We start from the raw sequence: 26474 nt of genomic DNA on the forward strand, positions 1-26474 counted from the left end.
ACTCTCACGTATTTTTCATTCCTAAAAAAGAACAATCGGTCTTTTTTAATTCAAAAAAATTTAAGAATTAGAAAAGCATGGCGTTTATCTGCTTAGTAATCATATCTAAATAACGCTTATCTTTATACAATCTGCTAAGGGCCAATGCACCTTCCAAAGATGAAAGAATGAACACCGCCATTTCTTCAGAATCCATATGCTTGTCAATTTCATCTTGACTTTTTCCAAACTCAATAATGTCTTTAATAATTTTTATTAAGCCTTCGAAGCCTTCTTTAATGGAATCTTCGATCAAAATATTGGTGTCATCAGCTTCAATGGCTGCATTCATTAAAGGACATCCACCTACTATGATATCATTGTTTAACAACGTCATAAAAATAGTGATAAAAGCCTGAAATTGATTGCTTGCTGACGTTTTGGATTTAATGGCTTCTAGGTAATTCTCTTTAAGTGTCATCAACGAGTAGGAAAAAGAAGCCTTCGCTAAATCATCCTTACTATCAAAATGGTAGAATATCCCTCCTTTTTTTAATCCGGTTGCTTTCATGATTTCAGCAATAGAAGTGGATTTATAGCCATTTGTGTTAAACAAAGATGATGATTGCTCAATGATATATTTTTTCGTACGTTCCCCTTTATTCACCTTACACACCTCCATAAAAAAAGACCAGTTGTTCTTTTTTATTTAATACTATTGGTACATTTCTGTCAATAGATGAAGTCATCATAATCTTAATTATTTTCCAATGATAATCTAGTATTATTGATTACCTCTCATTTTAATATTACTTTTTTCTTAAAAAAATTAATAATAAGTATCAATAAAAATAGGAAAGGGATGTATCCATACAAAAGGATTCCTTGGAAAGTACTGTTTATTCTAAAAAAAGATGACTAAATAAGCCATCTTAAATTTGTATATCATTTATTCTAGAACATTATATACTCAGATCAATCTCCATTAAATTTCTTAAATACTAAAACCGCATTATGACCTCCAAAACCAAATCCATTGGAAATTGCGTAATTTACCTCCGCATTAATTGGATTGTTTGGTACATAATCAAGGTCACAGTCCTCATCAGGATGTTCATAATTAATGGTTGCAGGAATCAAATTTTCTGAAATGCTTTTAAGCGTGATAATAGATTCGACCCCGCCTGCTGCACCGAATAAATGTCCTGTCATTGATTTTGTTGAACTAACTTTTAGCTTGTAAGCATGTTCACCAAAGACATTTTTAATTGCTTTTGTCTCTGATTTATCGCCTTCAGGTGTACTTGTACCATGTGCATTAATATAATCAATGGCGGTTGTTTCTATGTTCGCCATTTCAATCGCTAACTTCATTGCTCGAACTGCGCCATTATAATCTGGTGAAGTAATATGATAGGAATCTGTGGTAGATCCATACCCAATAATTTCTCCCAATATGGTTGCCCCTCGATTTTTCGCATGTTCATATTCCTCAAGTAACAAAATTCCAGACCCTTCAGACATTACAAAACCGTCTCGTGTCTTATCGAATGGACGACTTGCTGTACTTGGTGAATCATTGTTCGTTGACATGGCTTTCATTCTAGAGAAGCCAGCGAAAGATAATGGATTAATTGATGCTTCTGTTCCTCCTGCCAAAATGGCATCTGAATACCCATGTCGGATATTTAAAAATGCTTCACCAATCGCATGATTACCTGTTGCACAAGCGGATACAGGTGAAAAACTTGTACCTCTAAATCCCGTTTTAATTGATACAATACCAACAGCCATATTTATGATCATCATCGGTGCCATAAATGGAGATACTTTTCTTGCGCCTTTTTCTAATAGGGTTTGATGATTTTCTAGAACGGTATCTAATCCGCCAATTCCTGAACCAATGAATACCCCTAAGCGATTTTCATCTTCATTTTCAATGTTTAATCCAGATTGATCTAGAGCTTGTTTGGCAGCTGCATAGGCATATTGGACAAATTTATCAAACTTACTTAACTCTTTTTTATCTAAATAATTTTCAGGTGAAAAAGCATCAATCCTTCCGCCAATTTTAGTATTTATGTCTTCAAAACCTTCAAATTCAATCTTTTTAATACCAGATTTTGAGTTCTTTATATTATTCCAAAATGTCGCGACATCATTTCCTAATGGTGTGATGGCACCATAACCTGTAATAACGACTCTACGATTCATTTAAATCCTCCAAACAACTTTGATTTTCTTGTAATGTTTCCTACTTTCAAGAAGTTTTTCAAATCGTAATTAATGTGCTTGTAATTATAATTTTTCAAAAGGACCAATTGGTCTTTTTTATTAAATACCTTAGGAACCGTTTTTGTCAAGTGTTAACCATTATAAGCAAATTGTGGTCTAGTTTTAATGGCTACCTTTCATAGAGAAGGATTTCTCCTGTAAAGGAAAAGAGTGTCTTGCGAACGAGCAAAGGCTTACTTTAAAGGTACATGCCAGCATTTTGGCAGATTTATGGACATCCAAATTGACAATTAAAATAGCCATAGAAAGAATGTCTAGTTTCTCAAATAATTTGCCCTATTAAGGTATAAGACATATGTTTATTTGGGGCTAGTTTAACATCAATTGACTCGAACGCATGTAATAATCAAAATTCCAATGCCTAATACACATATTCCGTAAATACATAAACTATTTAATGAACGCAATACCCCTCTTTTTATCAAATACTCATTGATTCCAAAGAATAAAATAATGGGTATAATCCACCAAAATACTTTTAATATAGTAATTGCACTGGCTCCGGTATCATTAAACAGGAAGCCTACTCCCAGTAAAAAGAATGAAAATACTAGTAACAATATAAACAAATATCTAACAACGTACGGTAAAAATCTCACAATATCCCTCCTAGAGAAAATAAGTTATTTTGTATATCATTCTTGTAAATTATTTTAAGTCAATAAAACGAAATTTATTATTCTCCCTCTCGAAGTTGACCTCTAATTCACAGTCAATTTGGCACTAGAGATGACACTAAAATGATTACTTTAGGTAGTTTTACCTCCACTCTACACTTTAACACTATTTGTGATACGGTTCACCTTATCCTTTTTTTAACGATCAAGCTCAGCATATAAACATTTTCTCGTTTTCGGAATCCTCTCATCAAGTAATGATTAATAAGTAAAAAAGTCTAGTTCGATCGAACTGGACATTTTAATATGAAAATATTTGTAGATGTTTGTAAAATGACCAAACTTTGATCATTTTACTGTTTTGGGTCGATGCAGACATGCGGCAAAATAGAACGAAATTTCCCATTCTTAGGCGGATTCCTTTTAATTGCATAGGTCTTGACTTTCTTAGCCATTTGGCTGGCATAGTCTTTGAGTAAAACTCTTTCTTCAAGAAGAGGTGTCGGCTCCATCACAGCTGAGTAAGAATAAACCGCCTCCTTCCAAAACTGCTTGGTCTTATTTTCCTTTCTCCAGTAATCACGGCATTTATTTGCCGCTATCGTGAACAGCCAATTTTTAAGCTTTGATGATTCCTGAATGGTTGGAAAAGCTATCAGATAGACTGATATACTTCAAAAAAAAACCTTGGGTCGTATAATTTTATACGACCCAAGGTTCCATGTCCCCAGAAAACTACAAGGGTGATTCGTTGTGATTTAATTAGCTCCTTTAGGTGCCGTTGGATTTTTTTCAGTAGAAACGATTTCCCCGGTTTCAGCGTTTACAAATGCGATGTAAATATCGTTCCACTTGATGCCGATATCTTTACCAGCCTTTATATTCCGCTTCGCTTCGTTTCGAAGAGTTCGGCGTCAGTATATTTGTAATTTTGATCTTCAAAGGTTACATAATATAACGTTCCTTCCATGTCTTCTATGGTGCACAAAGTCTAGGAAACTTTCAAGCCATTTTACCTGAACTTGATTCGTTTTTCTCTCAATGTTTCCAGGTTTATAGATTTTTATTTGGTTTCATATGAAACGACGGAGCGAATCATCGGATTGGATGCATCTAAACCTGCTGCAAATGGTCCAATCGCCGACCCTTCCTCTACTTTATACCACTCGCCTTTGTAAAGCTTCCAAAAGCGGTCTGAGAACGGGCTGCTCAGATCAAATCCAATGGTCGGTATATATGGATCTGGATATTGGGTGCTAAATACAAGGAAATATTCCTTCGGAACGTAAATGGAGTAAGGGACAAGATCTACTTTGACCCAGCCAGGAACGACATCCGATTTTGCAGAAATGGATTCCGTTAATTTCTTTCCAGGGCCACCTTCAGGTCCAGTGGCATCATACACATCAACTTGAAAATTTTCACCACCCGGATTCCACCAGCGTGGGTCGATATAAAACAGGCCGGCGGTCAGCAATGCTTGGTCCTGTCCATCCTTCAATGACATTTTTACTGCGGCCTCGTCCGCACCAGATACCAACAAGACATTTTCAGCTGAGCCATCATCATAGCTGATTTCACCTTCTGTACCTATATAAGGCTTTAAGTGTATATCAATTGAACGGATGGAATTGCCCTTAATTTCAATCCGTTCTCTGTAGGTATGAAAATAGGGGGCACTCACTTCAAGTGTGTATGTTCCTATAAAAGGGTTAAGCGAGTATTTGCCGTTTGCACCTGTTCTTACCGGGGCGACAGCGGCGTCTTCAATGAGTTTCACCGTTGCTCCCTTAATCGTTTTTTTGGATTCGCTGTTCTTTACAGTTCCCTTGACGGCGCCTTTATCTAACGGGGATAACTGAATATCTACAATGGTCGAAGCATCTTTCGTTACTCTCGCCGTTTGAATTTTTGGGTTAAACCCATAGGCCTCGGCTTGTAGATGGTATTCATCTGCAGGGAGCTTCATGCTGAAGCTACCATCCATTGGATCGCTATCTACAAGCCTTCCATTTTCAACAATCTGTATTTGCGCACTGAGCGGGATGAGAACTTGTTTTTCATGGGTGCCTTGTAGCCTTGTAGACTCCTCGAATGTTTCAAATGCTATCGTTGATTGCGCGGGTTGATATACATTGCCGGAAGGTTTGTCTTCTATGGAAACATCATCTAAGTACCACCCTAAATTTGTTTCCGCACTGTCGGAATGGAAACGGTAAGCTACATAAACAGTTTTCCCTGAGAAGGAAGACAAATCGACCGAAATGGCTTCCCATTTTGTCTCTAAGTGCTCATCGTTTGTTTTAGCCACATGCCAGTTCTTCATGTCTTCAGAAACGAGCACTTGTCCCCAATCATCCCATCCTCGGAATAAGTTGATAGAAGGGCCAAAGGTCTGTTTGAAGTTTAGGAATACCGCTTCTCCTTTCTTGACTTGAATAGGAGGCATAGCTAGCATGGATTCCTCGTTATTGTTATAACTCCAGTTCGCATCGGTATTTCTCCAGTCAGGGTTCGCGGTCGCGTAGGCATTGGTCCCAGAAGGCACCTCCAAATACGTATGCATGACCTTCCCCCAATTCCACGAACTGTTTCTACCTGTACTGTACCACCCTACAGGTGATGTTTCAAAGTCTGTTGCATACCCGACCGACAACCCTTCTTTCAGCGGTAGGCGAACAGGGACGGTTTCCGTACTGTTTCCCGCATAGTCCGTAATTTTCCAGTAATAAGTAATTTCTTTCCCCTTTACTTTTTCTAAAGGAAGTTCACTTGAATAGGAACTGCTTTTAAAGTTGCCTTTAAAAAGATTGCCATTTGATGTTTGCTCTGGTGCTCTGTCAACTTGATAATGAAGTTCCACCGTTGAAACTGCAAAATCGTCAGAGGCTTGTACAGTGAGTTTCAAAGGTGCATTAGCATAAGCATAGGGAAGAGGCTCATGCCTCGCGACTGGTTTCTTTTTATCGACAGCTTTATAACCTACTTTTCCTACAAGACTGCCGACGCCGTTAGAACCGCTTATTACCATACCTGTTAGGTCAAGAATCCCTCTCCCATATGCGTCATTTGGGGAAGTTGGATACTTTAAATCTGATAAAGGATTCAATCCGGCATACAGAGTTTCTTTGAGTTTTTCGATTGGTATGTTTGGCTGCATTTGCTTTAAGATGGCAATGGCGCCTGATACATGTGGTGCAGCCATGGAGGTCCCCGATGACAACCCGTATTCGTTATTTGGCAGGGTTGAGAAAATCTCTTCCCCTGGTGCAACCAAATCCGGCTTTATTTCACTGCCGCCATAGGGAGAAGGCCCCCTCAAAGAAAACCATGAGATTCGGTTTTCTGAATCTGTTGAGCCAACTGCAATGGTTTCAGGGTAATTAGCTGGATTGGTTATTGAACCTGGCCCAACGGGTGTCCCATTGCTGTCGTTTCCTGCGGCAAAAACCGGTGTAATGTCGGCAGCCGCCCATGCCTTGACAACCGATCTAAACCAGTCATTCAAGGTAGAACTGCCAGCCCATGAGTTATTAATAATATCCGGTGCCATCTCTGGATGAGGAGTTCCCTTTTCATCAAGTGGGGCAAGAAGCCATTCTCCTGCTTTTAGCAAGTCTGTATCCAGCGCCCCGTTTTCTGAAAATGCGTTAACAGCAATCCAGCGTGCCCCTGGAGCCACTCCGGTACGCGTGCCTGTTTCCGGGTCATAGCCAACCATTGTCCCTGTCACATGTGTACCATGTCCATGTTCATCAATTGGAATAGGACTATCCCCCACCAAGTCCAGCCAATTGAAAGTGTGTGTAAAGGTGCCATCCGCATTGAGTCCTCGGTATTGCTTCTTAAGCGACGGATGGTTTACGTCCACCCCAGTATCAAGCGTTGCGATTACGACACCTGATCCATCCAACCCATTTTCCCATGCTTTTTTTGCCTGAATTTTTTCCAAGTTCCAAGATAGCTCACTTGTTAATTTTTGAACTACAGATGTCTTCGGTTTAGGCGAAGCCTGCCGTTCGTTTAGGTAAATATGGTTGACTTCTGGAAAGGTTGCTATTTCCTGTAAAACATCTTTCGTGGATGTAAATGAAACCGCATTTACGATGTAGTAAGATTGATCATCTTTCAGTTTTCCTTCAATTTTCTTTTGACGAATAAAATCCTTGATATGATACTGTGTTAGTTCAGCATTCGTTTGTAGTCCTGACACAACAGCTGAACGGACGCGGAGTTTCTCTTGATAGCGGGTAGCCTTCCCTTTCTTAGCCTCTTCCCGAGCTTGATTAGCAATTTGTCCAACATCCGCTTGGTTTTTTAACTCTACAATCACATTCGTGTACTTGTTATTTTCAAAGGCCTGTATTACTTTCGGATCCACCTTTCCTTCCATTGGATTTGATACTCCGTTTTGAACCGCCCCCCCTCTTACAGGGAAGACTGTTCCTAGTAAAAGAAATATCATCAAAAAAGCTACTAAATTCGATTTTCTCCTTTTTAACCCTTTCATTTGAACCCTCCTTTTATAAACTTTATAAACACATCAATCAACACAATCTACCTGTTCCTCCCAATTATCAAAATAGAACAAAGGAACCCGAAGAGTGCAAACCAGTATCAAAGGTGGTGTGAACTCCTCTCAATTTTTAACTTTTCTAATCAACTAAGTAGTAGTTTACAATTTGATTAAAATCCCTCCTATAAAATTTATAAACTACTAGACACAATAGTATTGGTATTCTGAAAATTTAACAATACAACTTTTTTGATTGAATTAATCAAGATTATAGATGGTTAATAAAGGATCATTACTTAACTAGTAAAATTTTTATCGGCGGAAAAAAATCTATTATTTCCTTAACAACAGACCGCATATCTTGTAAAATAAATTTCAGCACTCACCTGTTTCGATTAATAATGTCAGTATGTTTGACAAAGAAATATAAGATTCTTAAGATTAATTCACGTAATTACTTTTTATATATGAAGAAGGAGTTTTTTTGCAGCATAGTATTGGAGTTGAGTATGCTTTACACTGCCTCGTTTATTTAATTGATATTCCCAGGATTCTCCCACTGGAGTAAAGGAACTTTCCTTTTTTCAAGGTATATCAGATACATATCTCTCCAAGATTTTTAGTAAATTATAAAAGCAGATATTGTAAGTTCAGTTCCTGGGGTTAAGGGTGGTTATAAACTTGCTAAAAGCCCAGAAAAAATTTCCTTTTTTGATGTAATTGAAGCAGTTGAAGGTCCTAAGCCAATTTTCCAGTGTAAAAATATTAAAGATAATGGTTATTTGTATAGGGAAAATATCTGCTCCCCAGGTGCTTCTTGTACTATCAATTTGGTTATACTTTCTGCTGAAGAAAAAATGAGTGAATTTTTGAGGAGTAAAACACTTGCATGATTAAACGAAGAGCTGGATTGTGCCTTATCCAAACAAGTACGTGAGGAAACTCGAAAATTTTTTTCGAAGAGCAACCAATAAAACAAACCTCTCGTTAGATCCCTTAATTAAAAGGAATTTAGAGAGGTTTTTTCCTTGTTCAAGGAAACAAATCTTTCAATAGACTATTGATAACTACAACCAATACAATACTTCTACTCCTGAAACATTTTTTAGCTCTTTTCATTATTTCTGTATGTGCATGAGTATCTGAAGTATTTTTTCCTAAACTTTAAATTGGTAAAACTTTTTGCCGGATTCTATTGTCAAGCTTAGGATAACTGTGTTTCTTTATAACTCTCCGCTAATGCCTCATTCTCATTTATAAAATTCATTAATATTTCGATAAAACCTTTTGCAGCTGTACCCATAAATTTTTGTTTATGGTGGACAATGGACACTTCCTTGATAAAAGTTGGATTTGTTATTTTGATAGCTTTTAAATCCCCTTTATTTTCCAATAAAAAGAGTTTACCGGATAGGATGGTAGCCCCTATCCCTTCCTCGACTAATTCCAATATCGCCTTCGTATCGGTTGATTCAATGATAGGTTGGAGACCAATCTCCGCAAATAGACAAGCTTCCTCTAGTAATTTCCTAAAACAATGACCGATGGGATTTAATATAAGCGGAATACTCTGTATCTCACGAAACTCAATTGCCTCTCTATCAGACCAAGCATGATCCATTTGCACGACTAAAAAGAATTCATCCTGGTATAAAGGAATATGGATAAAACTATCATCTGGTTTTGGCATGAAGGTTAGAGCCAAATCAATTTCGTTTTGCTTTACCTTTTCTACCGCATCATCTATCGAAAATAACTGGATCTGAACATGAGGGTACTTAGCATGAAACTCTAGCAAAACCTTAGAGGCTATGAGACTTAAGTCACCAGACAGTGCCCCTATCACTAATTTCCCTCTCTTCACCTTTTGCAGCTCCTCTATTTGTTCGGTGGCAGAATGTAAATTTTCAAACATTTTTTTGCATTGTTTATGGAGAATTTCACCAGCCTCCGTGATTGCTATTTTTTTTCCTAAACGATCAAATAAACGAACACCCAGTTCATCCTCTAACGCTTTCATTTGATAGCTTAAGGTAGGCTGCCCAATTCTTAGTTTTTCTGCAGTCTTTGTAAAATGAAGATCGTTACATAGGGCCATGAAGTATTCTAATTGTCTCAGTTCCAAGATTTTTCACCCCTTACTCCCCTTACTATTTGATACCTTTCAATCTATCTATCTTACTATTCTACCTTGTGGTGTTCCAATGATAGGTTCAGAGATTGCATTGTTCATGACAGCTCGAATATCATGTTTCCATATTCTGGATTTGTAACGTGGGCCCATTTTGAATCTTCAAATAACCAATTTCGGGTATGAAAAGGGCTATTATGATCACTATATAGACTTGGTGATGTACCTGCTGAAGAGGCGTCAGGTTGTATATAGACTAAATAGAAATCTCCAGAACAAAAATGTTTTTATCCGCTAAATCCACATGAGTCCATTCCCCATCAGTACGCGCACTGCCTCAAGCGGTCCTGCGATTTTTTTTCTAGGAGCCCCGTTTGCACTCTTGGAATCATATACGGCTACCTGAAATCTAGTTGAGCCCGTGGCAGGCAATTCTGTATTCACTTGGTTTAAGATTTAAGTTTGCTTCGACGGAAACGTCTTTTGGAATCGAAACAGCTTGGTCACTAGATTGAAAACCATAGGCTTCAGCACGAAGAGTGAATTCCCCTGACTTATGCGGCATAGAAAAGCTTCCATCTTCTGGATTCGTGGCTACTGAGTATCCAGAGTCTACTAGTGTTACCTGTGCTCCTATTGGTAACACGTTTGGCTGACTATTGGTATCTTGAACGAATGTTGAATTTGGAGCTAACACAAAGCTTTTGAAATTCTTTTTGATGAACCACCCAACCCATCTGGACTAAAATCATACCACTGCTTATACTGCAGGTACGAATTTCCGTTACCTCCTTTGTATTTGGTAAAGACTACACAATAGTATAAGTATTCTAAAACATTAACAATACAAGATTTTTGATTGAAGTGATTAACAAATTAGATGGTAAAAACTGACTATTTAATCATAGGAAAAACACATAACAATTTGATGATACTATACAGAAAATCAAAGTACAGATTAGTTATTAACTTGAATCGCGTTATAGTATTCTGCCAAGGTAATACCGCGGTTCGTGATATTTTTGGCGATTTCTGGTCCCACGTAGCGAAGATGCCATGGCTCGTATTGGTAGCAGGTAATGGCTTCCTTGCCCTTCGGATAGCTGATAATAAAGCCGAATTGGGCTGCATTGTCCTCCAGCCATTTTGCCTCTTTCGTTCCTGTAAAACATTCCTCTGCCGCACATTTGCCGTCTCCTCCAGTCACATCAATCGCGAGCCCTGTTTCGTGCTCACTCGTTCCAGGCGGCACAATATAGGTAAGGGCTTTCTCATAGCCATCCTTTTCCACATAGTGATTGAACAATGCCGTTTGGGTTTCGTGTGATCGGTAGGCTGAAACGCCAAGCAGCTCCACACCTTGTTTTTTTTGCTGCAGTGAACAATGTTTCAATTGCTCCAGCGGATTCGACACTCATTTTTCGTTTTTCTGACTTCTCATTAAAAATAAAAGGGATGGAAGGGTCAATCAAATCCACTGGCTCAAAGTCCTCTGGAAGATTGTTTTGTTTGTTTACCAATACAGGACTACTATCCGGAGCGCTCGTTTTAATACTATCAACCGTTTGATCAGGCTTCTCTGCTGGCTTTTTGTCTGTATCTGGTAAAAAATTATAGGTTGAAAAGGAGGAGAGACCAAACAAGGAAACACATACAATCAGCGGCATTATAGAAACAACCCATAGTATTTTTTTCAATGTGTTTTCTCCTTTACGAATTTTTTTTCAAAAAAATAATTTACAAAGCAAGTTATATCTGTTATCAGAATCGGAGTCGCAAAAAAACGTCATAATTTATGTTCACACAGAACATCTTAAATCACTTGTATATAAATCCGAAAAGAAAAGACCAACTGGTCTTTTCTTTTCCAAAAAAAATTAATATATTATTTAAAAGGTTTTTTTGCCAATTGCATTGAATAAAGTCAACTCTCGTTTTTAAAAAGACCCATTGTGATTGATATATTTATCTATTTTTCTACATTAAGAGCATTTTTTAAGCTTTTTATTATGCCAATATGTTCACTTTCATGGAATGAAGCGTAAGAAAGAAGTTCACCAATGGTTTCTAGTTTTAATGATCCCATTGTAAATGGGTTTGCAATTTTTTCATCGAGTCTCCCTGCAAACGTTTCTTTTACACGATTTACTTGTTCAGATAGTAATGAAATTAGCTCTTCTATTGAAGGCGGAGTTGTATTCCAGTCAGTTGTTTTTGTCCCCGTTTTGAATAAGTTCATATATCCCTCTGGCAGGTTTGGAATTTCGTTTGCAAAATGAAAGACAATTCCCTCAACAGCAACATAAATATGACCTAACTGCCAGCGTAGTGAATTTGGATATCCATTTGGGATGATGTCACCGTTTTCTTCCGTTATGTCTTGTGCCGCCTTTAATGTAGCGTTACGAGCATATTCAAATAGGTCAAAAATCTTATTTTCATTCATGATGTTTGTCCCCTTTTTCAATAAGATTTTTTAATTGATCTAATTTTACTTTTCAGTAGCTATATTCCCCATGGCAATAGAGATTCTATTCCAGCTGTTAATTTGATTAATTAATAGAACGAGGTCAACATACTGTTTCTCGTCATAGTGTTCACGAACTCTTTGGTAAAGCTCATCTGGTACTCGTTTTGTCGCGATTAATGTCACGTACTCTGTCAACTCAAGAGCTGCTTTTTCAGCATCTGTGTAAAATGTACACTCTCTCCAAGCAGTAAGGCAAAATAACCGTTGCTCCGTCTCTCCCATTTTTCTAGCATCGGCAGTGTGCATGTTGATACAATAAGCACACCCATTTATTTGAGAAGCCCGAATTTTTATCAGTTCACGAAGTTTACGGTCTAAGCCAGTAGTTTTCGTATACTTTTCCATTTCCATCATGATCTTAAGTGCATCTGGTGCTGCATTGTAATAATCTATACGTTGTTTCACTATCATTTCCCCCTTATGACGTTTCAATTATGGATAATGTTAATCGGCGATTAACACTGTCTATAATATAGGTGATTTATTTTATTATGTCAACCCTTCTTTCAAGAGAGAAAAATGGAACAAAACTTTGTTTGACAAAGAAATCAAACATTTCTAAGATAAATGGAAGGAATTACTTTTTATTTATGAAGAAGGTGTTGGTATGCAGTATAGTATTGGCGTTGAGTATGCACTTCATTGCCTCGTTTATTTAATTGATATTCCTGAGGATTCTCCCACTGGAATAAAGGAACTTTCCTTTTTTCAAGGAATTTCTGATACATATCTCTCAAAAATCTTTAGTAAATTATCAAAGTCAGGTATTGTTAAGTCAGTTCCTGGGGTTAAGGGTGGCTATAGACTATCTAAGTCTCCAGAAGAAATATCCTTTTGGGATGTAATTGAAGCAGTTGAAGGTCCTAAACCGATTTTTCAATGTAAAAATATTAAAGATAATGGTTATTTGTATCGAGAAAATTGCTGTTCGGCTCCCTCCTCTTGTACGATTAATTTAGTTATGCTCTCTGCAGAGGAAAAAATGCGTGATTTCCTGCGCAGTAAAACACTTGCCTGGTTAAATAAGGAGCTTGATACTGTCTTACCTAAACAAATCCGTGAAGATACTCGGAAATTCTTTTCAAAGAGCAACAATTAAAAAACCTCTCGTTAGATTCTTACATTAAGAGAATCCTGCGAGAGGTTTTTTATATTGCAATTATAAAAATGTGAAAGTGAATACAATCTTTAGTTAGTAAAATAATAAGTATTGACAACAATTTAGGGAGCACATTTGTTTATGCTAAAGAAAAAAAATGATCAGAACCCTGCTGAAAATCAAACCACTGCTGAAATAGTGAAAAAAGCAAAGAAATCATCTGATTTTAAAGAAATAAAAAAACAGGTTTCAGGAGTCCAAATAAGTATTTTATACTTCAGTACTCTTATCGAACATAAGACGATGGAACGTGTATTTCTACCCTATATAAATGAATGTGAAAAACAGAAAAACCACTCTTTCGATATTAATCATTTCAAAAATAACCTTCCTCTTGAAGATGTAATTAGCACTCAGGACGCAAAAGAAATCGAAGATAAAATTCATCAAGGATATGTACTTATTTCATTTGAAAATAACTCTGAAGAATTTCTATTAGTAAACGTGAGCAATTTATCTGAAGGGATTAGAAAAACGAATGAAACGGAAAATGAGTTTAGTGTTACAGGTCCGAAAATAGGGTTTGTTGAGAGCCTGGATACGAATATACTTTTACTTCGAAGTAAGTTAAAATCGCCCTTATTAACGACTGAAGAGTTTGTTCTAGGCACATTGTCAAAAACAAGGGTTACCATTGTCTATTTAGATGGCATAACAAATGAAAAACATATAGAAACCGTCAAAAAAAGAATCTCCGAAATCGATTTTGATATTATCTGGGATTCTTCTGCCATTGACCAAATCATAAGAGATAATTCAAACACTCCCTTTCCGCTTTATGTTTCTTCCGAGAGGCTGGATAGAATATCTTACACACTTTCTATTGGCCAAGTCGTCATATTTTGTGATGGTTCACCACACGCAATATCCGGGCCTTCTACCATACTCGATTTTTTTATCGCTTCAGAAGATTATTATTATAACTGGGTTATTGGGTCGTTCTTTCGTTTAATCCGAATATTTGGTATCATCTTTTCAATCTTTTCTTCCTCTATTTATGTTGCGGTTGTGACGTTTCATTTTGAAGTTATTCCCGCGGATTTACTAGGTCCGCTCATAAAGTCCAGAGCAAATGTACCATTTCCACCGTTATTAGAGGTTCTTTTTTTAGAAATGACGATTGACTTATTAAGAGAGGCAGGCGCAAGATTGCCTACAAAGGTAGGACAAACATTGGGAATTGTTGGAGGTATTGTCATTGGGCAGGCAGCAGTTGCCGCAGCACTGACGAGTAATATTTTATTAATTATCGTCGCTTTATCAGCGCTAGCATCATTTACTACACCAACAATGTCTATGTCCAACACGATTCGATTATTAAGATTTCCCTTTATCATTCTGTCATCCTTGCTGGGCGGTTTAGGTATTATGATCGGTTTTGCCGCGCTGCTGTGTCATTTGTTTAAACTAAAATCGTTTGATACTCCTTACATGGTTCCTTTGTATCCGTTTCGGCGCAATAATTTTAAAGATAGTTTTATTCGTTCTCCTTTTAGTCAAATCAACAAAAGGCCGGATTTTTTGAAAGCTAAAGATACAATAAAATATACACAAAATGAAAAAATCCAAAAGAAGGAGGATATTAATGACGAATAAAACTATTGTGAAATTTGGTTTTGTTGTTTTATCGTTACTCCTGTCTGGATGTGTACCTCAAAATATTATTGACGAGGTATCTTTAATGCATAATATTGGATTCGACCGAGAGAAGAAACTGTTAAAAGGTATTGTAGTCTATCCTGATTATCAACAAGGTAATACGTCTTCTTTAATTTCTGCTGTTGCAACGAATCCTTCTAATTTACGTGAAGAACTTGGTTATAAATCTCAATATAAAGTAGAAATGGGGCAATTACGGGTAATTATTTTTGGAAATAAATTAAGTTCATTCGGTTTAGCTCAAATCCTGGATACCATTTGTAAAGACCCTCAAGTTGGCTTTGTCAGGATTGTCATTTCTAATGATTCACCGAGCAAAATACTCAAAAACACATTAAATGAGCGTCCACTTTACTTGATGAATTTAATCGACCAAAGCATGAAAAATGAAGGTATTCCCGAATCTAACATCCATACGACGTATGATCAATATTTTGGAAGTGGGATAGATATGTCCTTTCCCCTTCTAAAAGTAGACGCTAGCGAAAAAATTAAAGTGGATGGTGTGGGAATATTTAAAGAGGATAAATTAAAATATAAAATTTCAACTAAAGAGGCATTTTTATTAAAAGTAATGACTGATCGAAATAAAGTTGGAGTATATAATTTAAAACTTACCAAGAACGGTCGAAGCAGCTACATAGGTGTAAGATCACTTTATGGAAAACATAAAGTTAATATTATTAACGAAAACAATCGTGAAAAGGTAAAAATCAATCTAGTTCTAAATGTAGAACTAGGAGGTTTACCAGAATGGATGTCAGTTGAAAATGAGGACGATTTCAGGCTCATAAAGAATGAATTACAGAAATCAATTTCAAGTGATGCTGCAACACTTCTTAAAAATTTCCAAGCAAATACTGTGGATCCTATAGGCTTGGGCAGGATACACAGTATTAGTCATACAAAATGGTCTGAAGATGACTTTTATAAGAATATCTACCCTAAAATGACGTTTGATGTAAGTACGAACATAATCATTAGACATGCTGGAGTGGGAAAATAGTGAGCGTAAATGTAAAAGAACAATTCCAAGTATCTACTTTTTTTACTTTCTTTTTAGTTCACGCTTCACAAACTGGCATTGGCATTTTAAACTACCAAGCCGAAATCAGTAAATATGCAAAACAGGATGCCTGGATATCATTAATCATATCGGGAGTTTCTATTCATTTCATCCTTTTTATCATCTTTAAAATGTTAGATTCCCAAAATAACGATTTAGTAGCTGTTCACCAGTACTGTTTTGGACGGGTCTTCGGAAGTGTGCTCTCCATACTGGTTTTATGCTATTTCTGGCTTGCCTCGTTTACCGTTTTTCGAACGTATATTGTAGTGATACAAACATGGGTTTATCCGACAATTAAAACTTGGCAGCTGAGCATCATATTCGGTGTTCTGTTATTTTATATCGTATCAAGTGGATTCCGTATATTAACAGGCTTCAGCTTCTGGGGAGTCATATTACCATCTTTATTATTTGTACTCATATATTTCCCCATGAAACATATGAACTACATCTATTTACTGCCCGTTTTCAGTCATCCTATCAAGGATATACTCTTATCTGCAAAGTCTTCAACTTTGCTTTTTCTCGGGTTTGAGTGGTTATTAATGTACTACCCCTTTATTAAAGGCTCATCAAAAATACCTAAATGGGCATACTTCGGAAATTTATATACGATCCTTGTCTACCTGATCGTAACATTTATTTCATTTCTCTATTTTAATCAAGATGTTATTGAACAGCTACCATGGGCTACTCTAATGATGGTGAAAATAGTCCATTTTAGTTTTATGGAAAGATTTGAATATGTATTTATTTTTATTTGGCTATTAGTCATCATACCTCCAATGTGTATATCTATGTGGGCTTGTACTAGAATAGCCAAAAGAACATTTTCAATTCCGCCGAAAGGTTCTTTGCTATTTTTTATTCTTTTAAGCATTATTGCTTCCATAAGTTTGAAAGATATTGAAAGTGTAGATAAGGTTAGTGATATTGCTTCAAATGTCGGATTTGTATTTATTTATATATACATACCTCTGCTTTTTATTTCAAAGCAAATTAAGGATCGTTTCTCAAAGAGGAAGATTATAAGTGGTTAGTCCTTTTTTGTGTATAGGAAAAAATCCCTGAAATTGTTCAGGGATTTTTCTTTTTCAGATAAAGAAAATAACGATGAAATAATGTTGTACCGCATTATTTTAAACCTCATTTTGATTTTCCTGTATTAACCAGTTCTACATGTACTTTAACTTTAATATTCAAGCTTGAGTAGATTTTTTCCCATTTCATCTTGTTCCATCTTTCATATGATAACCGATTACGTACCAGTGTTCCTATTCCGATAGGATCTGTTTGATATTTTTGTAATTTGGTTAATAGCTTTTTTGAATTAGTAATTAAATAATTTTCAACCTGTTTCTCGAGTTGTCTTTGATACTTTTCTTCACTTAAATCGATTTCACCAGTGTATTCTAGGACGCTTCCTTTTAAATCTACTATTACTTCGACCATCATATTCTTTGTTTTACTAGTGTTCACTTTTTTATCATTATTAGAGTTAATATTTCTTAAGAAGAGTTGCTCATTTTTCCCTGACTTATCATCATTAATACTAATCATTAAATTTCCATTTTTAATGTCTCCATTTAGAAAGTTAAGAATCTGTGTTTCACTTAAAGTTAGGCGTGTAACATATTGATCTCCTTTAAAAGAACCTAATCCTTTTAATTCAATGTTCTCGCCTATATATGAAAAAATTGGTAAAACTGGATCAATACCATCGTCGTAATAATCTCTTAAAAAACGATATTTATCAGTATTTAAAACTTTATTTTGTGTGCCTAATTTCTCGATGAACGTATAAAGGTATTCAGCATTATCTGGAATAGAGGGCATCTTTTTTTTTAGTAGTTCTTCGCCTTTTCCCTCCACAATCGCAAATTTAACACGAGTTCCAACTTCTGGATCCCTTGTAAACGACTTAACAATTTTTATAAGTCCCTTTTTTGACAATTCTTCTCCAAAGAGAATCGTAGTCTGCCCCCCAACTAGCTTTAAATTTGTTGAATTTTGAAGTTTGATGAAGGTTTCATGAGATGATTTTCCATTAGCAGTCAGGGTCTTAGTACCAGCTTTTCCTTCTTTAGAAACAGTTGGAAAAAGGACCGTTGTCTTTATTGGATTTTTTCCACTTTCAGACAGATCGTAGGCAACAGATTCAATTATTGCTAAATCTTCAATAACATTACTTGCTCCACAACCTGTTAAAAACAAACAACATAATACGTTCAAAACAGTAAGTTTATTTTGCATTATTTATCCCCTTATGGTTCCTAAGAATTTGAATAAAAAGGATGCATAGCACAAAAATTGGTAATGCCCAAGCAATGCCAATACCGCAATAACTCAGCCACTTTAACCATTTCTCGACATCCACCAAGGAATCTTGGATCAAAGCGAGGATTAATCCACATGTTAGTATTATGAATAACCAAAAATCAGGCTTAATACTTTTAATCATATTTCCCAAAATTTGCTGAGCTCCCCAGAAATATAGTGCCATTATAGATAATATCTTGAACGCTAAAACGGAAAAACAGAGATTTTCTGCTCTTGTAAGGAATGCAACTTCTGTATATTCAAACAATGTCATAACTGGGAATATATCATTTAATATTTGAGCGAAGCTAAAAAAGCCAAAGCAGATAAAGGTAATAATGAAATAGACCATTGTGGATAGAAAATTCCCTATAAAAAGAGCCTTTGTCCACTTTTTTTCTACCATAGGGAAAAAAAGGATAGAAACTTCAAAACCCAAAAAGGCTGAATAAACATCAAGTGCCCCCTTAAAAAAATCTGTTTCTCCTTTAAAAATGAAAGTCGTATAACGTGCAAATTCAAATTCTGGAATAAGATAAAATAGCAAAAAAATCATCGGTTGTAAGATTGCGCATAGAACTACAATGGCTTTAGCCATCTTGTAGATGCCACCTCTTAATAATTGAAAACTAAGAAAAATAAAGAACATAATAAAAAGTGAGGCAGGTAAAGCTGGGAAAAACATCATTTTATATATGTAGATATATGCACTCATAATCATGCTTGCCAATCCAATCCAAACACCAATGATAAACAAATAGAAGGGCACCATTACCCATTTGGGAACCGTGACTTCAATGATTTCAAACATGGACCTTCCTTTACCCAGCTTATAAATGATCGCAATCATCATAATATTAATATTAACGAATACGAAAATGAAAATAATACTTAACCAGCCATTCGTGCCGAAATTTTCCGCAACTAATCGAGGTAAACTATACAAGACTAGACCATTTTGAATCATATAGATTAGTATAGATATTTGAAGCGGATGGAGTCGTTCCTTCATATTATCACCATTAACTCCTCTCTTTTTCGAAATCGTTTTGCATCGATGGCTGCCCCTTCTTTATTATATTAAATGGCCCTCTTATAATACTTTCCATCCAATCTTTGAGAAAGGTAGGAGAAATCGGCATAAAATAAGGTGAAGATAAATTTGTTAATCCTGTTAAATGAATGATTATTATACCTAAAGCGAAAAAAATCCCAATATTCCCCATAAATCCTGCCATTAAAATAAAAAGGAACCGAACGATTCTAATGGAGGAACTCATAATATAACTTGGGACTATGAATGAAGCAATGGCCGAAACTGCTACAACAATTATTAAAATATTGCTAGTAATCCCTGCTTCAACAGCTGCCTGGCCAATCACAATACCGCCTACAATTCCAATTGTTTGACCAATTTTAGTAGGAAGTCTCGCACCCGCCTCCCTTAGCAGTTCAATTACAATTTCTAAAAATATAGCTTCAATGATAGGCGGAAATGGTACTCTGCTCCTAGACTGCATAATGCTTTGAAGCAGGGATTGTGGAATCATTTCGAAATGATAAGTGCATATAGAGACATAAAAAGCTGTGAGTATTAATGTTATAAATAAGGCTAGGTAACGTAGAATTCTAACCCCAGTTCCTAAAATCCAACGTTGATTATAGTCATCTGGGGACTTAAAAAAATCAAAGAAACTAGAAGGAGTACAAAAAATGTTTGGACTATCATCGGTAAGTCCGATTATCTTTCCAGAATATAGTTTTGCCACAGCTACATCAGGTCTTTCAGTGGTATAAAATTGTGGGAATGGTGAATATTGATAATCATCAATTATTTGAATCAAAACATTGGAGTCAGGGATGGAATCAACTTTTACTGATTGAATCCTCTCTTTTAGCTGATTTACAATATCCATTTTTGCAATACCCTCAATATAGATTAAAAGTACTTTTGTTTTTGAAATTTCTCCAACAGATAACTGAATCATTTTTAAGCGGGGACTTCTGACTCTTCGTCTAATCAACGAAACATTCGTTTTTAATGCCTCATTAAATGAATCATGTGGTCCATTTATTACAGACTCTGTTTCTGACTGTGAAATGGAACGTTCTTCTAATCCAGCAACATTTATTAGATAGGAATTCTCCCCAGCGAACATAGACACATTACCATCTAATATTCCTTTTATTACTTTTTCGTGATTATTTTCTTGTTTAAACAATGATTGTTGAAAAGATTGTTCTAAATTATGAATTGACATTTCTCTTAATGGTGAAAGTATTTCCCACTCTAATGTGTTGGAATCAACTAATGAATTTAAATAAACGATGTGGATTTCGTCATGATTAAATGAACGATGAACAAGATCAAAACTATCGCCAAAGTCTGATAGTGTCTTTTGGTAGGTTGCTTTAGTAATTGATTTTTCATTAGAAGCTTGTTTATTACTACTCAAATGATGCTTATTATTTATATGATTAGAATCCGTCTTTTCTTGAAAGACCATCTTTTTAACTATAGCTCGTAAGCGACCCATTCAAGTTCCTTCCTTTTAACCGATATAATTTCTATTATTTACTATTAATTTTTCAAATATGTATATAGACACCTTTACAATATATCTAGACTTCCTTATATATTACATGCTTTGAAATAGTATTATAAATTCACAAACCCTTAAATAAAAAAAATGACCAACAAAATAGCAACTAATTTGTCGGTCATTTTAAATTACATTTTATAATGTCTATGGTGCTACCTCGATTTTGTGGATGTCGGTTTCTTCATTGGATTCTTTCAAATACTCTAATACTCGCTAGGCACTATTGAGAGCCACAAAAGGAGACGTTAATGGCACGCCATTTTTATACTTTAAAATCTTTTTCTTTATGAAGAGGCAAAACTTTTACCGTTTAGATAATACGCGGACTCCTGAAAGGTGCTGAAAGCGACTTCTACCTCAGGAATTCCGAGTGCGTGAATATGTTTGGTTACAATTTTGGCAAATTGGTCCTGAATCTCCTGACCGCGTTCGAACCATTTTACTTCAATCAATGGGTATCCTTGAACTTCATCACCAGCAAACACATAGGTTGATTGGACAATTTCTAAGGTAAAATTGTCCGTTCCACATGCACATAAATCCGCTAATTCTTGAACGAATAAAGTACTAATTGTTTTTACCTGATCAACTGTAACCCCTCTAATAATTATATGTGGCATACAAATCCTCCTTGATTTGACTGATGAATTTTAATAAATTGGTGGTTCCTGGCTCTTATTTCTTATACTCGAGAAATGTGGATTAAACACTAGCCCATTATTTTATTTCCCACAGCATTTTTTATATTTTTTTCCGCTGCCGCATGGGCATGGATCATTTCGACCTACTTTAGGTTCCTTTTCTACAGGTACGTTTCATGAAGTACAGTTTCTTGGATTAAAGGATCACTGCTAAGTAAGTGTGGTTTAATCTTTTCTAAAAATGACATGTTAATATTCCTTTCCATTCTATTCTCGAATAAACCAAACCTTCGATATTACATTATCATTTACTTCATAAATAGCCATTAAGCTCATACTTTCTCCTGTTATTCCATTGGTTGCAATTTCCCAATCGATGACTTTATTACCAACGATCGAACGATTTTTTAATTCCGCAAACATTTTCTTCTTGAAGGTTTCAGTATACCTTTCGATTAGCGCCTGTTTGCCACTTAATGTAAGTGTATTATCCGGGAAGGTATAAACCGTAATATCGTCGGAATATGTACTAGCGAAGCCTTCTATATCTTGAGTGTTGTAAAATTCTATTTGCTGTTGGACTACTTTTTCAATGGACATTATTCGACTCCCTTCTAATTTTTTGTAATATTATTTTATAGTACTTCTGCCTTTTGGTACACTCTCCCTTATTATATCGTAAAAATGGATAAATTTATAAATCGTAGTTAACCACACATATCTCCCCTTTTCATCAAATGATTGTTTGAAATCAGTCATTTTTAAAAAAGTGGGTCCATTGTTTAAAGTTAACAGTTCTCAATAACCTTCACATATGATAGTCTAAAATTATCAATATTTACCAGTTATAAACTATTGAAAGCTGGGTAAAAGGTGCTTTTAGAAATACTAGAGAGTATTGGTTAACAATGGCTGGGATTATTCGGGGGATGCCCGACGAAGGTCGAATTAATAGAAACATAGAGATTTTAAAATCTAAAGAATGGTTTTTAAAAATGTACCAAAACAATGAAGAATTCTCTTTAAAAGATGAAACCGTTCGATACAAAATTGGTTGGACGAATGTTAAAAAAGCATTAAAAACTTATAAAGGGACATATAAGCTAAAAAAGAAAATACATGAAGCCATAAATATTACAAAAAGTTTATGGGAGGTAGCATTTGAGAACTGATTTTACTAATTGGCTACCTATTTTCGTGAAAGAAATAAATCAAGTCTTCTCTAATATACCTGCTTTTTGGTGTGTTGCAGGAGGAGAAGCATTGGATTTACATTTGGGTAAAAAAAGTAGAGAACATAGCGATATTGATGTGGTTATTTACCGGGAGCAGCAACAAGATGTTTATCAGTCTTTATCTAGTGATTGGGTATTGTATAAAGCTGGTGGCGGAAAGGTCGTTCCTTGGAAAGATGGGGAATATTTAGATTCCATAAATGATGTATGGGTAAGTAAGAATGCAAATTCACCATGGTCTTTTCAAATTATGTTATTAGATAGTGTCCATGATAATTGGATCTATAGAAGAGAAAGATCCATTAAAAAACTAAAGAGTAGTATCTATTTAAGAACGAGTGTTGGCATCCCCTATTTAAAGCCAGAAATTCAACTTCTATACAAGGCTGGGTCTTCGAAAGTTAGAGAAAAAGATTTTATGGATTTTCAAACCGTGCTCCCTTTCCTATCAACACAAGAAAAAAATTGGCTTAAGCATTCTCTTCAAAAGCAATTTCCAGAGGGTCATACTTGGATTGAATACCTATAATTAATCCTGGAAATATAAAGCTTTTCTAATAAAAATGCTCTGTTAAAACTGAATGTTGATTCCACTGTGTTTGAAAAATAAGCGGAAAAATTCCGGCTAAATTGGTAAATTTTTATATATCATTTAAAATAAGGGCATTTTTCCGCTTATATGTTCCAAATCTTTGGATTTTGTCTTATTTAGAGCAGTTAACCGGAATATCTCCGCTTATGTCTGCATCTTAGGCTTCCACTATATACATTAGCCGGAAATTCTCCGCCTATTAGTTACCTTTTTAATATTAATTATTCACTACCATAAGAAGTCTAAGATCGTGGATTGTATTAGATTCGTATCGATATTACAGGCTTCTCCATCAATTCCATATTGCCAAATGGAAACTGGCACGTTTGCTGGTGCACCTGGCTGAAATTCTGGAGCATTTACCTGGGGAGTTACGCCAAGATCCGGGTTACTGCTCCAGATAATCGTTTTGGATTGCACGTTTTGATTTACTGTAATGGCTGCTTGATATGCGGCCGTAAGTGTACTGTCATTCGTGAATACCCCGTAGATACCTGGCTTGTAGGGCGACCCTAATAAGGTGGCGACCCAACCACGGATAAACGCCTCATCAACGGGGTAAGTTGGTTCAATATCTGCAAATATCGCTTTCCCCTCCGGGATTCCTAGCTGTTGTGCATAGGCAATCGCCTCTTGTGCCTCTTTCACACCATTTTCATATACTGTTGCGTTTGTAAAGTGGTTATAGATAGGGATAATCTTAATCCCTTGTTGATGAAGAAGCTCCACTTCATCAGGTGTCAAACCAGTCGAAACCCCTTCTTTGGTCTCTAGATATCGTCCAAAGACAGAAGGTTTCCCATAGTTATCTATTACACATTGTAAAAAAGCTTGGTCTAGCTTACTTGCGGTATCGACTCCCCATAATAACTGAGGCGGTTCCTGTGGTGGCGGTGGTGTAGGCTCAGGTTGTGGTTGCGGATGTGCTGGCATCTGCCCTTCTTTACCAGAATCGGTTACAGTTTGCGGTTCTTTTATAGGTTCAGTAGTTGCTGGTATACTAGTTTGATGAAAAAAAACATAAAGAATTGGGATAACCAGTAAAGCACTTAGAAAAATAATCCAAACCAATTTTCCTGTTTTCATCCTTCCCCTCCATACGTCTGACTTACTGTCAATTTATTCGGACAGTCGTATGGTGGCGTAAGGATTTATGCCTCCGCCTTTAGAACGAAAATTGCCTAATTTCATTGGCTAGACGTGTTTTATTAAGATCTAATGAATCCCCAAGATTGATATGACGGAGTGTTTGGACTAATGGGAGCAAAATAATAACACGTGGAAAGGAGGAACTTCTTATGTTAATTGCTATTGCAGCTTTGTTTTTTTTAGGGATTACTTCTATTTCCCATCAACAAGTATTTTTTTCTTCAATTGTAATAATAGGATTATTGATTTTGTTATTGATTAATAAAGAAAAGAGATTCATTATTTCGCTGCTGTTATCGTTTCTAATCGGTTATGTTATTTTTATTGTTTCTAATCATTTCATTGAACCGAAGAACATTTCAAAGGAAATAACAATTATTCTTAATCGCCTTTTTCTTATTTTTATCATGATTGGAATCTTTTTTACCCATATCTTATTTAATAAAAAAGTTTCTTGGTACAACAACAAACCTGATTGGAAAAATCCTATCATCTTACCTTTTCATAAAGTTAATACATTTTGGTTTTGGATGATTGGAATAGTCGTTAATGGAATTATATATTTGTTTTTTATTGTTCAAAAGGATGTAGAATATATCCAATCGCTACTATTGTTTTGTTTATTTTTTTCACTGATTAATGCAGTTTTTGAGGAAGTTATTTGGAGAGGGATAATGCTTTCGTCTCTAGTGGAATCCACTACCACAGGATATGCTATCTTCGTTACAAGTGTTGGTTTTGGACTACTCCATTTATCAATTGGTTTTTCTATTTCACTCTGTTTATTGATTTCAGTTGCAGGGGCAATATATGCAATAATTACACTTAAAACAAACAGCATCTACCCTTGTTTTTCATATCATAATTAATATTGGAATGGTATATAGCGGATTTATCATCTAACTAAAGATGTGACCAAAGGACAATATCTAAAAAAAGCTCAGAACCTTATTAAGGCTGAGCTTTTAACGTGGCTATTCTTAAGCGAAAACCTGACTGGATTTGATTATTCTCTCTCTAGCAGCAACATACTCCTGATGAAGTTTATCAACATATTGTGCTGTGCTTAAGACTTCATTAATGACTCCAATCCCCTGGCCACTTCCCCAAATATCCTTCCACGCCTTTGCCTGCCCACTTCCGCCAAAATTCATTTTTGATGGATCACTATCTGGTAGTTGATTAGGGTCCAAACCAGCAGCACGAATCGATGGTGCTAAATAGTTGCCATGAACACCTGTAAATAGATTGCTATTAACAATATCATCAGAGCTACATTCCACAATGGCTTGTTTATAGGATTCTGCTGCTCTAGCTTCGTGGGTTGCGATGAATGGCGATCCAATATAGGCAAAGTCTGCACCAATGGCTTGAGCAGCAAGAATCGCGTTTCCGTTTGCAATCGACCCCGACAATGCTAATGGACCCTCAAACCACTGGCGGATTTCTTGGATCAATGCAAACGGGCTCTTGTCACCCGCATGACCGCCAGCCCCTGCAGCCACCGCAATCAAACCATCTGCTCCTTTATCAATGGCTTTGTGAGCGAACTTGTTATTAATCACATCGTGGAAAACTATTCCTCCATAACTGTGCGCAGCGATATTGATTTCTTCCCGTGCCCCAAGAGAGGTAATGATAATTGGAACTTTATACTTCACACATAGTTCCATATCATGTTCCAGACGATCATTGGTTTTATGGACAATTTGATTAATCGCAAATGGTGCAGCAGGACGCTCTGGATTGCGTGCATTGTACGTTGCGAGTTCTTCAGTAATCTCTGCCAGCCATTCATCCAGCTGCGAGGCAGGCCGTGCATTTAATGAGGGCATTGAACCTACAATTCCAGCCTTACATTGCTCAATTACCAACTTGGGATTACTAATGATAAAAAGTGGTGAACCGATGACAGGTATTTTCAAATTCTTAAATATATTCGGCAAGTTAGACATATGGATATTATTCCTCCATTCTCCT

Annotated in this window: 21 protein-coding genes and 3 pseudogenes; 8 read left to right on the plus strand and 16 right to left on the minus strand. The window is 36.0% G+C overall.

Annotation, left to right across the window (positions count from 1 at the left end; translation table 11 throughout):
* Window positions 1-67: 67 nt before the first annotated feature.
* The 3 genes from QUG14_RS04875 to QUG14_RS04885 form a co-directional block, all read right to left on the minus strand.
* Window positions 68-646, minus strand: a complete 579-nt coding sequence (locus tag QUG14_RS04875) for a TetR/AcrR family transcriptional regulator (RefSeq protein WP_289339399.1) — start codon at window positions 644-646, stop codon at window positions 68-70.
* Between the two features lie 308 nt (window positions 647-954).
* Window positions 955-2193 (minus strand): beta-ketoacyl-ACP synthase II, encoded by a 1239-nt coding sequence (gene fabF, locus QUG14_RS04880; RefSeq protein WP_289339400.1) that lies wholly within the window; start codon window positions 2191-2193, stop codon window positions 955-957.
* A 1761-nt stretch (window positions 2194-3954) separates the two neighbouring features.
* Window positions 3955-7401 carry a S8 family serine peptidase gene (locus QUG14_RS04885; protein ID WP_289339401.1) on the minus strand — a complete coding sequence of 1149 codons (3447 nt, stop codon included), beginning with the start codon at window positions 7399-7401 and terminating at the stop codon, window positions 3955-3957.
* Window positions 7402-7891: 490 nt separating this feature from the next.
* Between QUG14_RS04885 and QUG14_RS04890 the strand changes: the two are divergent.
* Window positions 7892-8381, plus strand: a pseudogene (locus tag QUG14_RS04890) (Rrf2 family transcriptional regulator).
* A gap of 230 nt (window positions 8382-8611) precedes the next feature.
* Here QUG14_RS04890 and QUG14_RS04895 read toward each other — a convergent pair.
* The 5 genes and pseudogenes from QUG14_RS04895 to QUG14_RS04915 all read right to left on the minus strand — a co-directional run bounded on the left by QUG14_RS04895 (window position 8612) and on the right by QUG14_RS04915 (window position 12473).
* Window positions 8612-9532: a LysR family transcriptional regulator gene (locus QUG14_RS04895; protein WP_289339402.1), complete on the minus strand. Its 921-nt coding sequence runs from the start codon at window positions 9530-9532 to the stop codon at window positions 8612-8614.
* A 415-nt stretch (window positions 9533-9947) separates the two neighbouring features.
* Window positions 9948-10235 carry a peptidase associated/transthyretin-like domain-containing protein gene (locus tag QUG14_RS04900; RefSeq protein ID WP_289339403.1) on the minus strand — a complete coding sequence of 96 codons (288 nt, stop codon included), beginning with the start codon at window positions 10233-10235 and terminating at the stop codon, window positions 9948-9950.
* A 261-nt stretch (window positions 10236-10496) separates the two neighbouring features.
* Window positions 10497-11235, minus strand: a pseudogene (locus QUG14_RS04905) (M15 family metallopeptidase).
* 272 nt (window positions 11236-11507) lie between these two features.
* Window positions 11508-11984 (minus strand): DinB family protein, encoded by a 477-nt coding sequence (locus tag QUG14_RS04910; protein ID WP_289339404.1) that lies wholly within the window; start codon window positions 11982-11984, stop codon window positions 11508-11510.
* Between the two features lie 45 nt (window positions 11985-12029).
* Window positions 12030-12473 carry a carboxymuconolactone decarboxylase family protein gene (locus QUG14_RS04915; protein ID WP_289339405.1) on the minus strand — a complete coding sequence of 148 codons (444 nt, stop codon included), beginning with the start codon at window positions 12471-12473 and terminating at the stop codon, window positions 12030-12032.
* 202 nt (window positions 12474-12675) lie between these two features.
* Between QUG14_RS04915 and QUG14_RS04920 the strand changes: the two genes are divergently transcribed.
* From QUG14_RS04920 to QUG14_RS04935, 4 genes are all read left to right on the plus strand, one after another.
* Window positions 12676-13167 carry an Rrf2 family transcriptional regulator gene (locus QUG14_RS04920; RefSeq protein WP_289339406.1) on the plus strand — a complete coding sequence of 164 codons (492 nt, stop codon included), beginning with the start codon at window positions 12676-12678 and terminating at the stop codon, window positions 13165-13167.
* A 141-nt stretch (window positions 13168-13308) separates the two neighbouring features.
* Window positions 13309-14823, plus strand: a complete 1515-nt coding sequence (locus QUG14_RS04925; protein WP_289339407.1) for a spore germination protein — start codon at window positions 13309-13311, stop codon at window positions 14821-14823.
* Entirely contained in the window at window positions 14813-15892 is a 1080-nt protein-coding gene (locus QUG14_RS04930) for a Ger(x)C family spore germination protein (RefSeq protein ID WP_289339408.1), read from the plus strand. Before QUG14_RS04925 ends, QUG14_RS04930 begins: the two co-directional genes overlap by 11 nt.
* Window positions 15892-16995, plus strand: a complete 1104-nt coding sequence (locus QUG14_RS04935; protein WP_289339409.1) for a GerAB/ArcD/ProY family transporter — start codon at window positions 15892-15894, stop codon at window positions 16993-16995. Before QUG14_RS04930 ends, QUG14_RS04935 begins: the two co-directional genes overlap by 1 nt.
* Window positions 16996-17101: 106 nt before the next feature.
* On the opposite strand, the gene QUG14_RS04940 is transcribed toward QUG14_RS04935, so the two are convergent.
* The 6 genes and pseudogenes from QUG14_RS04940 to QUG14_RS04965 form a co-directional block, all read right to left on the minus strand.
* A complete protein-coding gene (locus QUG14_RS04940; protein WP_289339410.1) occupies window positions 17102-18208 on the minus strand; it encodes a Ger(x)C family spore germination protein in 1107 nt (368 codons plus the stop codon).
* A complete protein-coding gene (locus QUG14_RS04945; RefSeq protein ID WP_289339411.1) occupies window positions 18198-19286 on the minus strand; it encodes a GerAB/ArcD/ProY family transporter in 1089 nt (362 codons plus the stop codon). Before QUG14_RS04945 ends, QUG14_RS04940 begins: the two co-directional genes overlap by 11 nt.
* A gap of 10 nt (window positions 19287-19296) precedes the next feature.
* Window positions 19297-20811, minus strand: coding sequence for a spore germination protein (locus tag QUG14_RS04950; RefSeq protein WP_289339412.1), 1515 nt, complete (start codon window positions 20809-20811; stop codon window positions 19297-19299).
* 350 nt (window positions 20812-21161) lie between these two features.
* Window positions 21162-21497, minus strand: a complete 336-nt coding sequence (locus tag QUG14_RS04955) for a DUF1904 family protein (protein WP_289339413.1) — start codon at window positions 21495-21497, stop codon at window positions 21162-21164.
* Window positions 21498-21599: 102 nt separating this feature from the next.
* Window positions 21600-21686, minus strand: a pseudogene (locus QUG14_RS29730) (SEC-C metal-binding domain-containing protein); the annotation flags it as partial.
* A gap of 99 nt (window positions 21687-21785) precedes the next feature.
* Complete coding sequence (locus QUG14_RS04965; protein WP_289339414.1) at window positions 21786-22118, minus strand: nuclear transport factor 2 family protein; 333 nt, start codon at window positions 22116-22118, stop codon at window positions 21786-21788.
* A gap of 308 nt (window positions 22119-22426) precedes the next feature.
* Here QUG14_RS04965 and QUG14_RS04970 point away from each other — a divergent pair, with 308 nt between their 5' ends.
* Together QUG14_RS04970 and QUG14_RS04975 are read left to right on the plus strand one after the other, a co-directional pair.
* A complete protein-coding gene (locus tag QUG14_RS04970; RefSeq protein ID WP_289339415.1) occupies window positions 22427-22690 on the plus strand; it encodes a hypothetical protein in 264 nt (87 codons plus the stop codon).
* Window positions 22680-23282 (plus strand): nucleotidyltransferase domain-containing protein, encoded by a 603-nt coding sequence (locus QUG14_RS04975; RefSeq protein ID WP_289339416.1) that lies wholly within the window; start codon window positions 22680-22682, stop codon window positions 23280-23282. The genes QUG14_RS04970 and QUG14_RS04975 overlap by 11 nt, the downstream gene beginning before the upstream one ends.
* A 291-nt stretch (window positions 23283-23573) precedes the next feature.
* Here QUG14_RS04975 and QUG14_RS04980 read toward each other — a convergent pair whose 3' ends face one another.
* The gene (locus tag QUG14_RS04980) at window positions 23574-24431 is read right to left on the minus strand and encodes a glycoside hydrolase domain-containing protein (RefSeq protein WP_289339417.1); all 858 of its coding nucleotides are present in this window, start codon (window positions 24429-24431) and stop codon (window positions 23574-23576) included.
* A gap of 212 nt (window positions 24432-24643) precedes the next feature.
* On the opposite strand from QUG14_RS04980, the gene QUG14_RS04985 reads away from it, so the two are divergent.
* Window positions 24644-25363, plus strand: coding sequence for a CPBP family intramembrane glutamic endopeptidase (locus QUG14_RS04985; RefSeq protein ID WP_289339418.1), 720 nt, complete (start codon window positions 24644-24646; stop codon window positions 25361-25363).
* 111 nt (window positions 25364-25474) lie between these two features.
* Here QUG14_RS04985 and QUG14_RS04990 read toward each other — a convergent pair whose 3' ends face one another.
* The gene (locus QUG14_RS04990) at window positions 25475-26449 is read right to left on the minus strand and encodes an NAD(P)H-dependent flavin oxidoreductase (RefSeq protein ID WP_289339419.1); all 975 of its coding nucleotides are present in this window, start codon (window positions 26447-26449) and stop codon (window positions 25475-25477) included.
* Window positions 26450-26474 lie beyond the last annotated feature (25 nt).

Origin of the sequence: Neobacillus sp. CF12, assembly GCF_030348765.1 — a bacterium.
GTDB lineage: Bacteria > Bacillota > Bacilli > Bacillales > Cytobacillaceae > Neobacillus.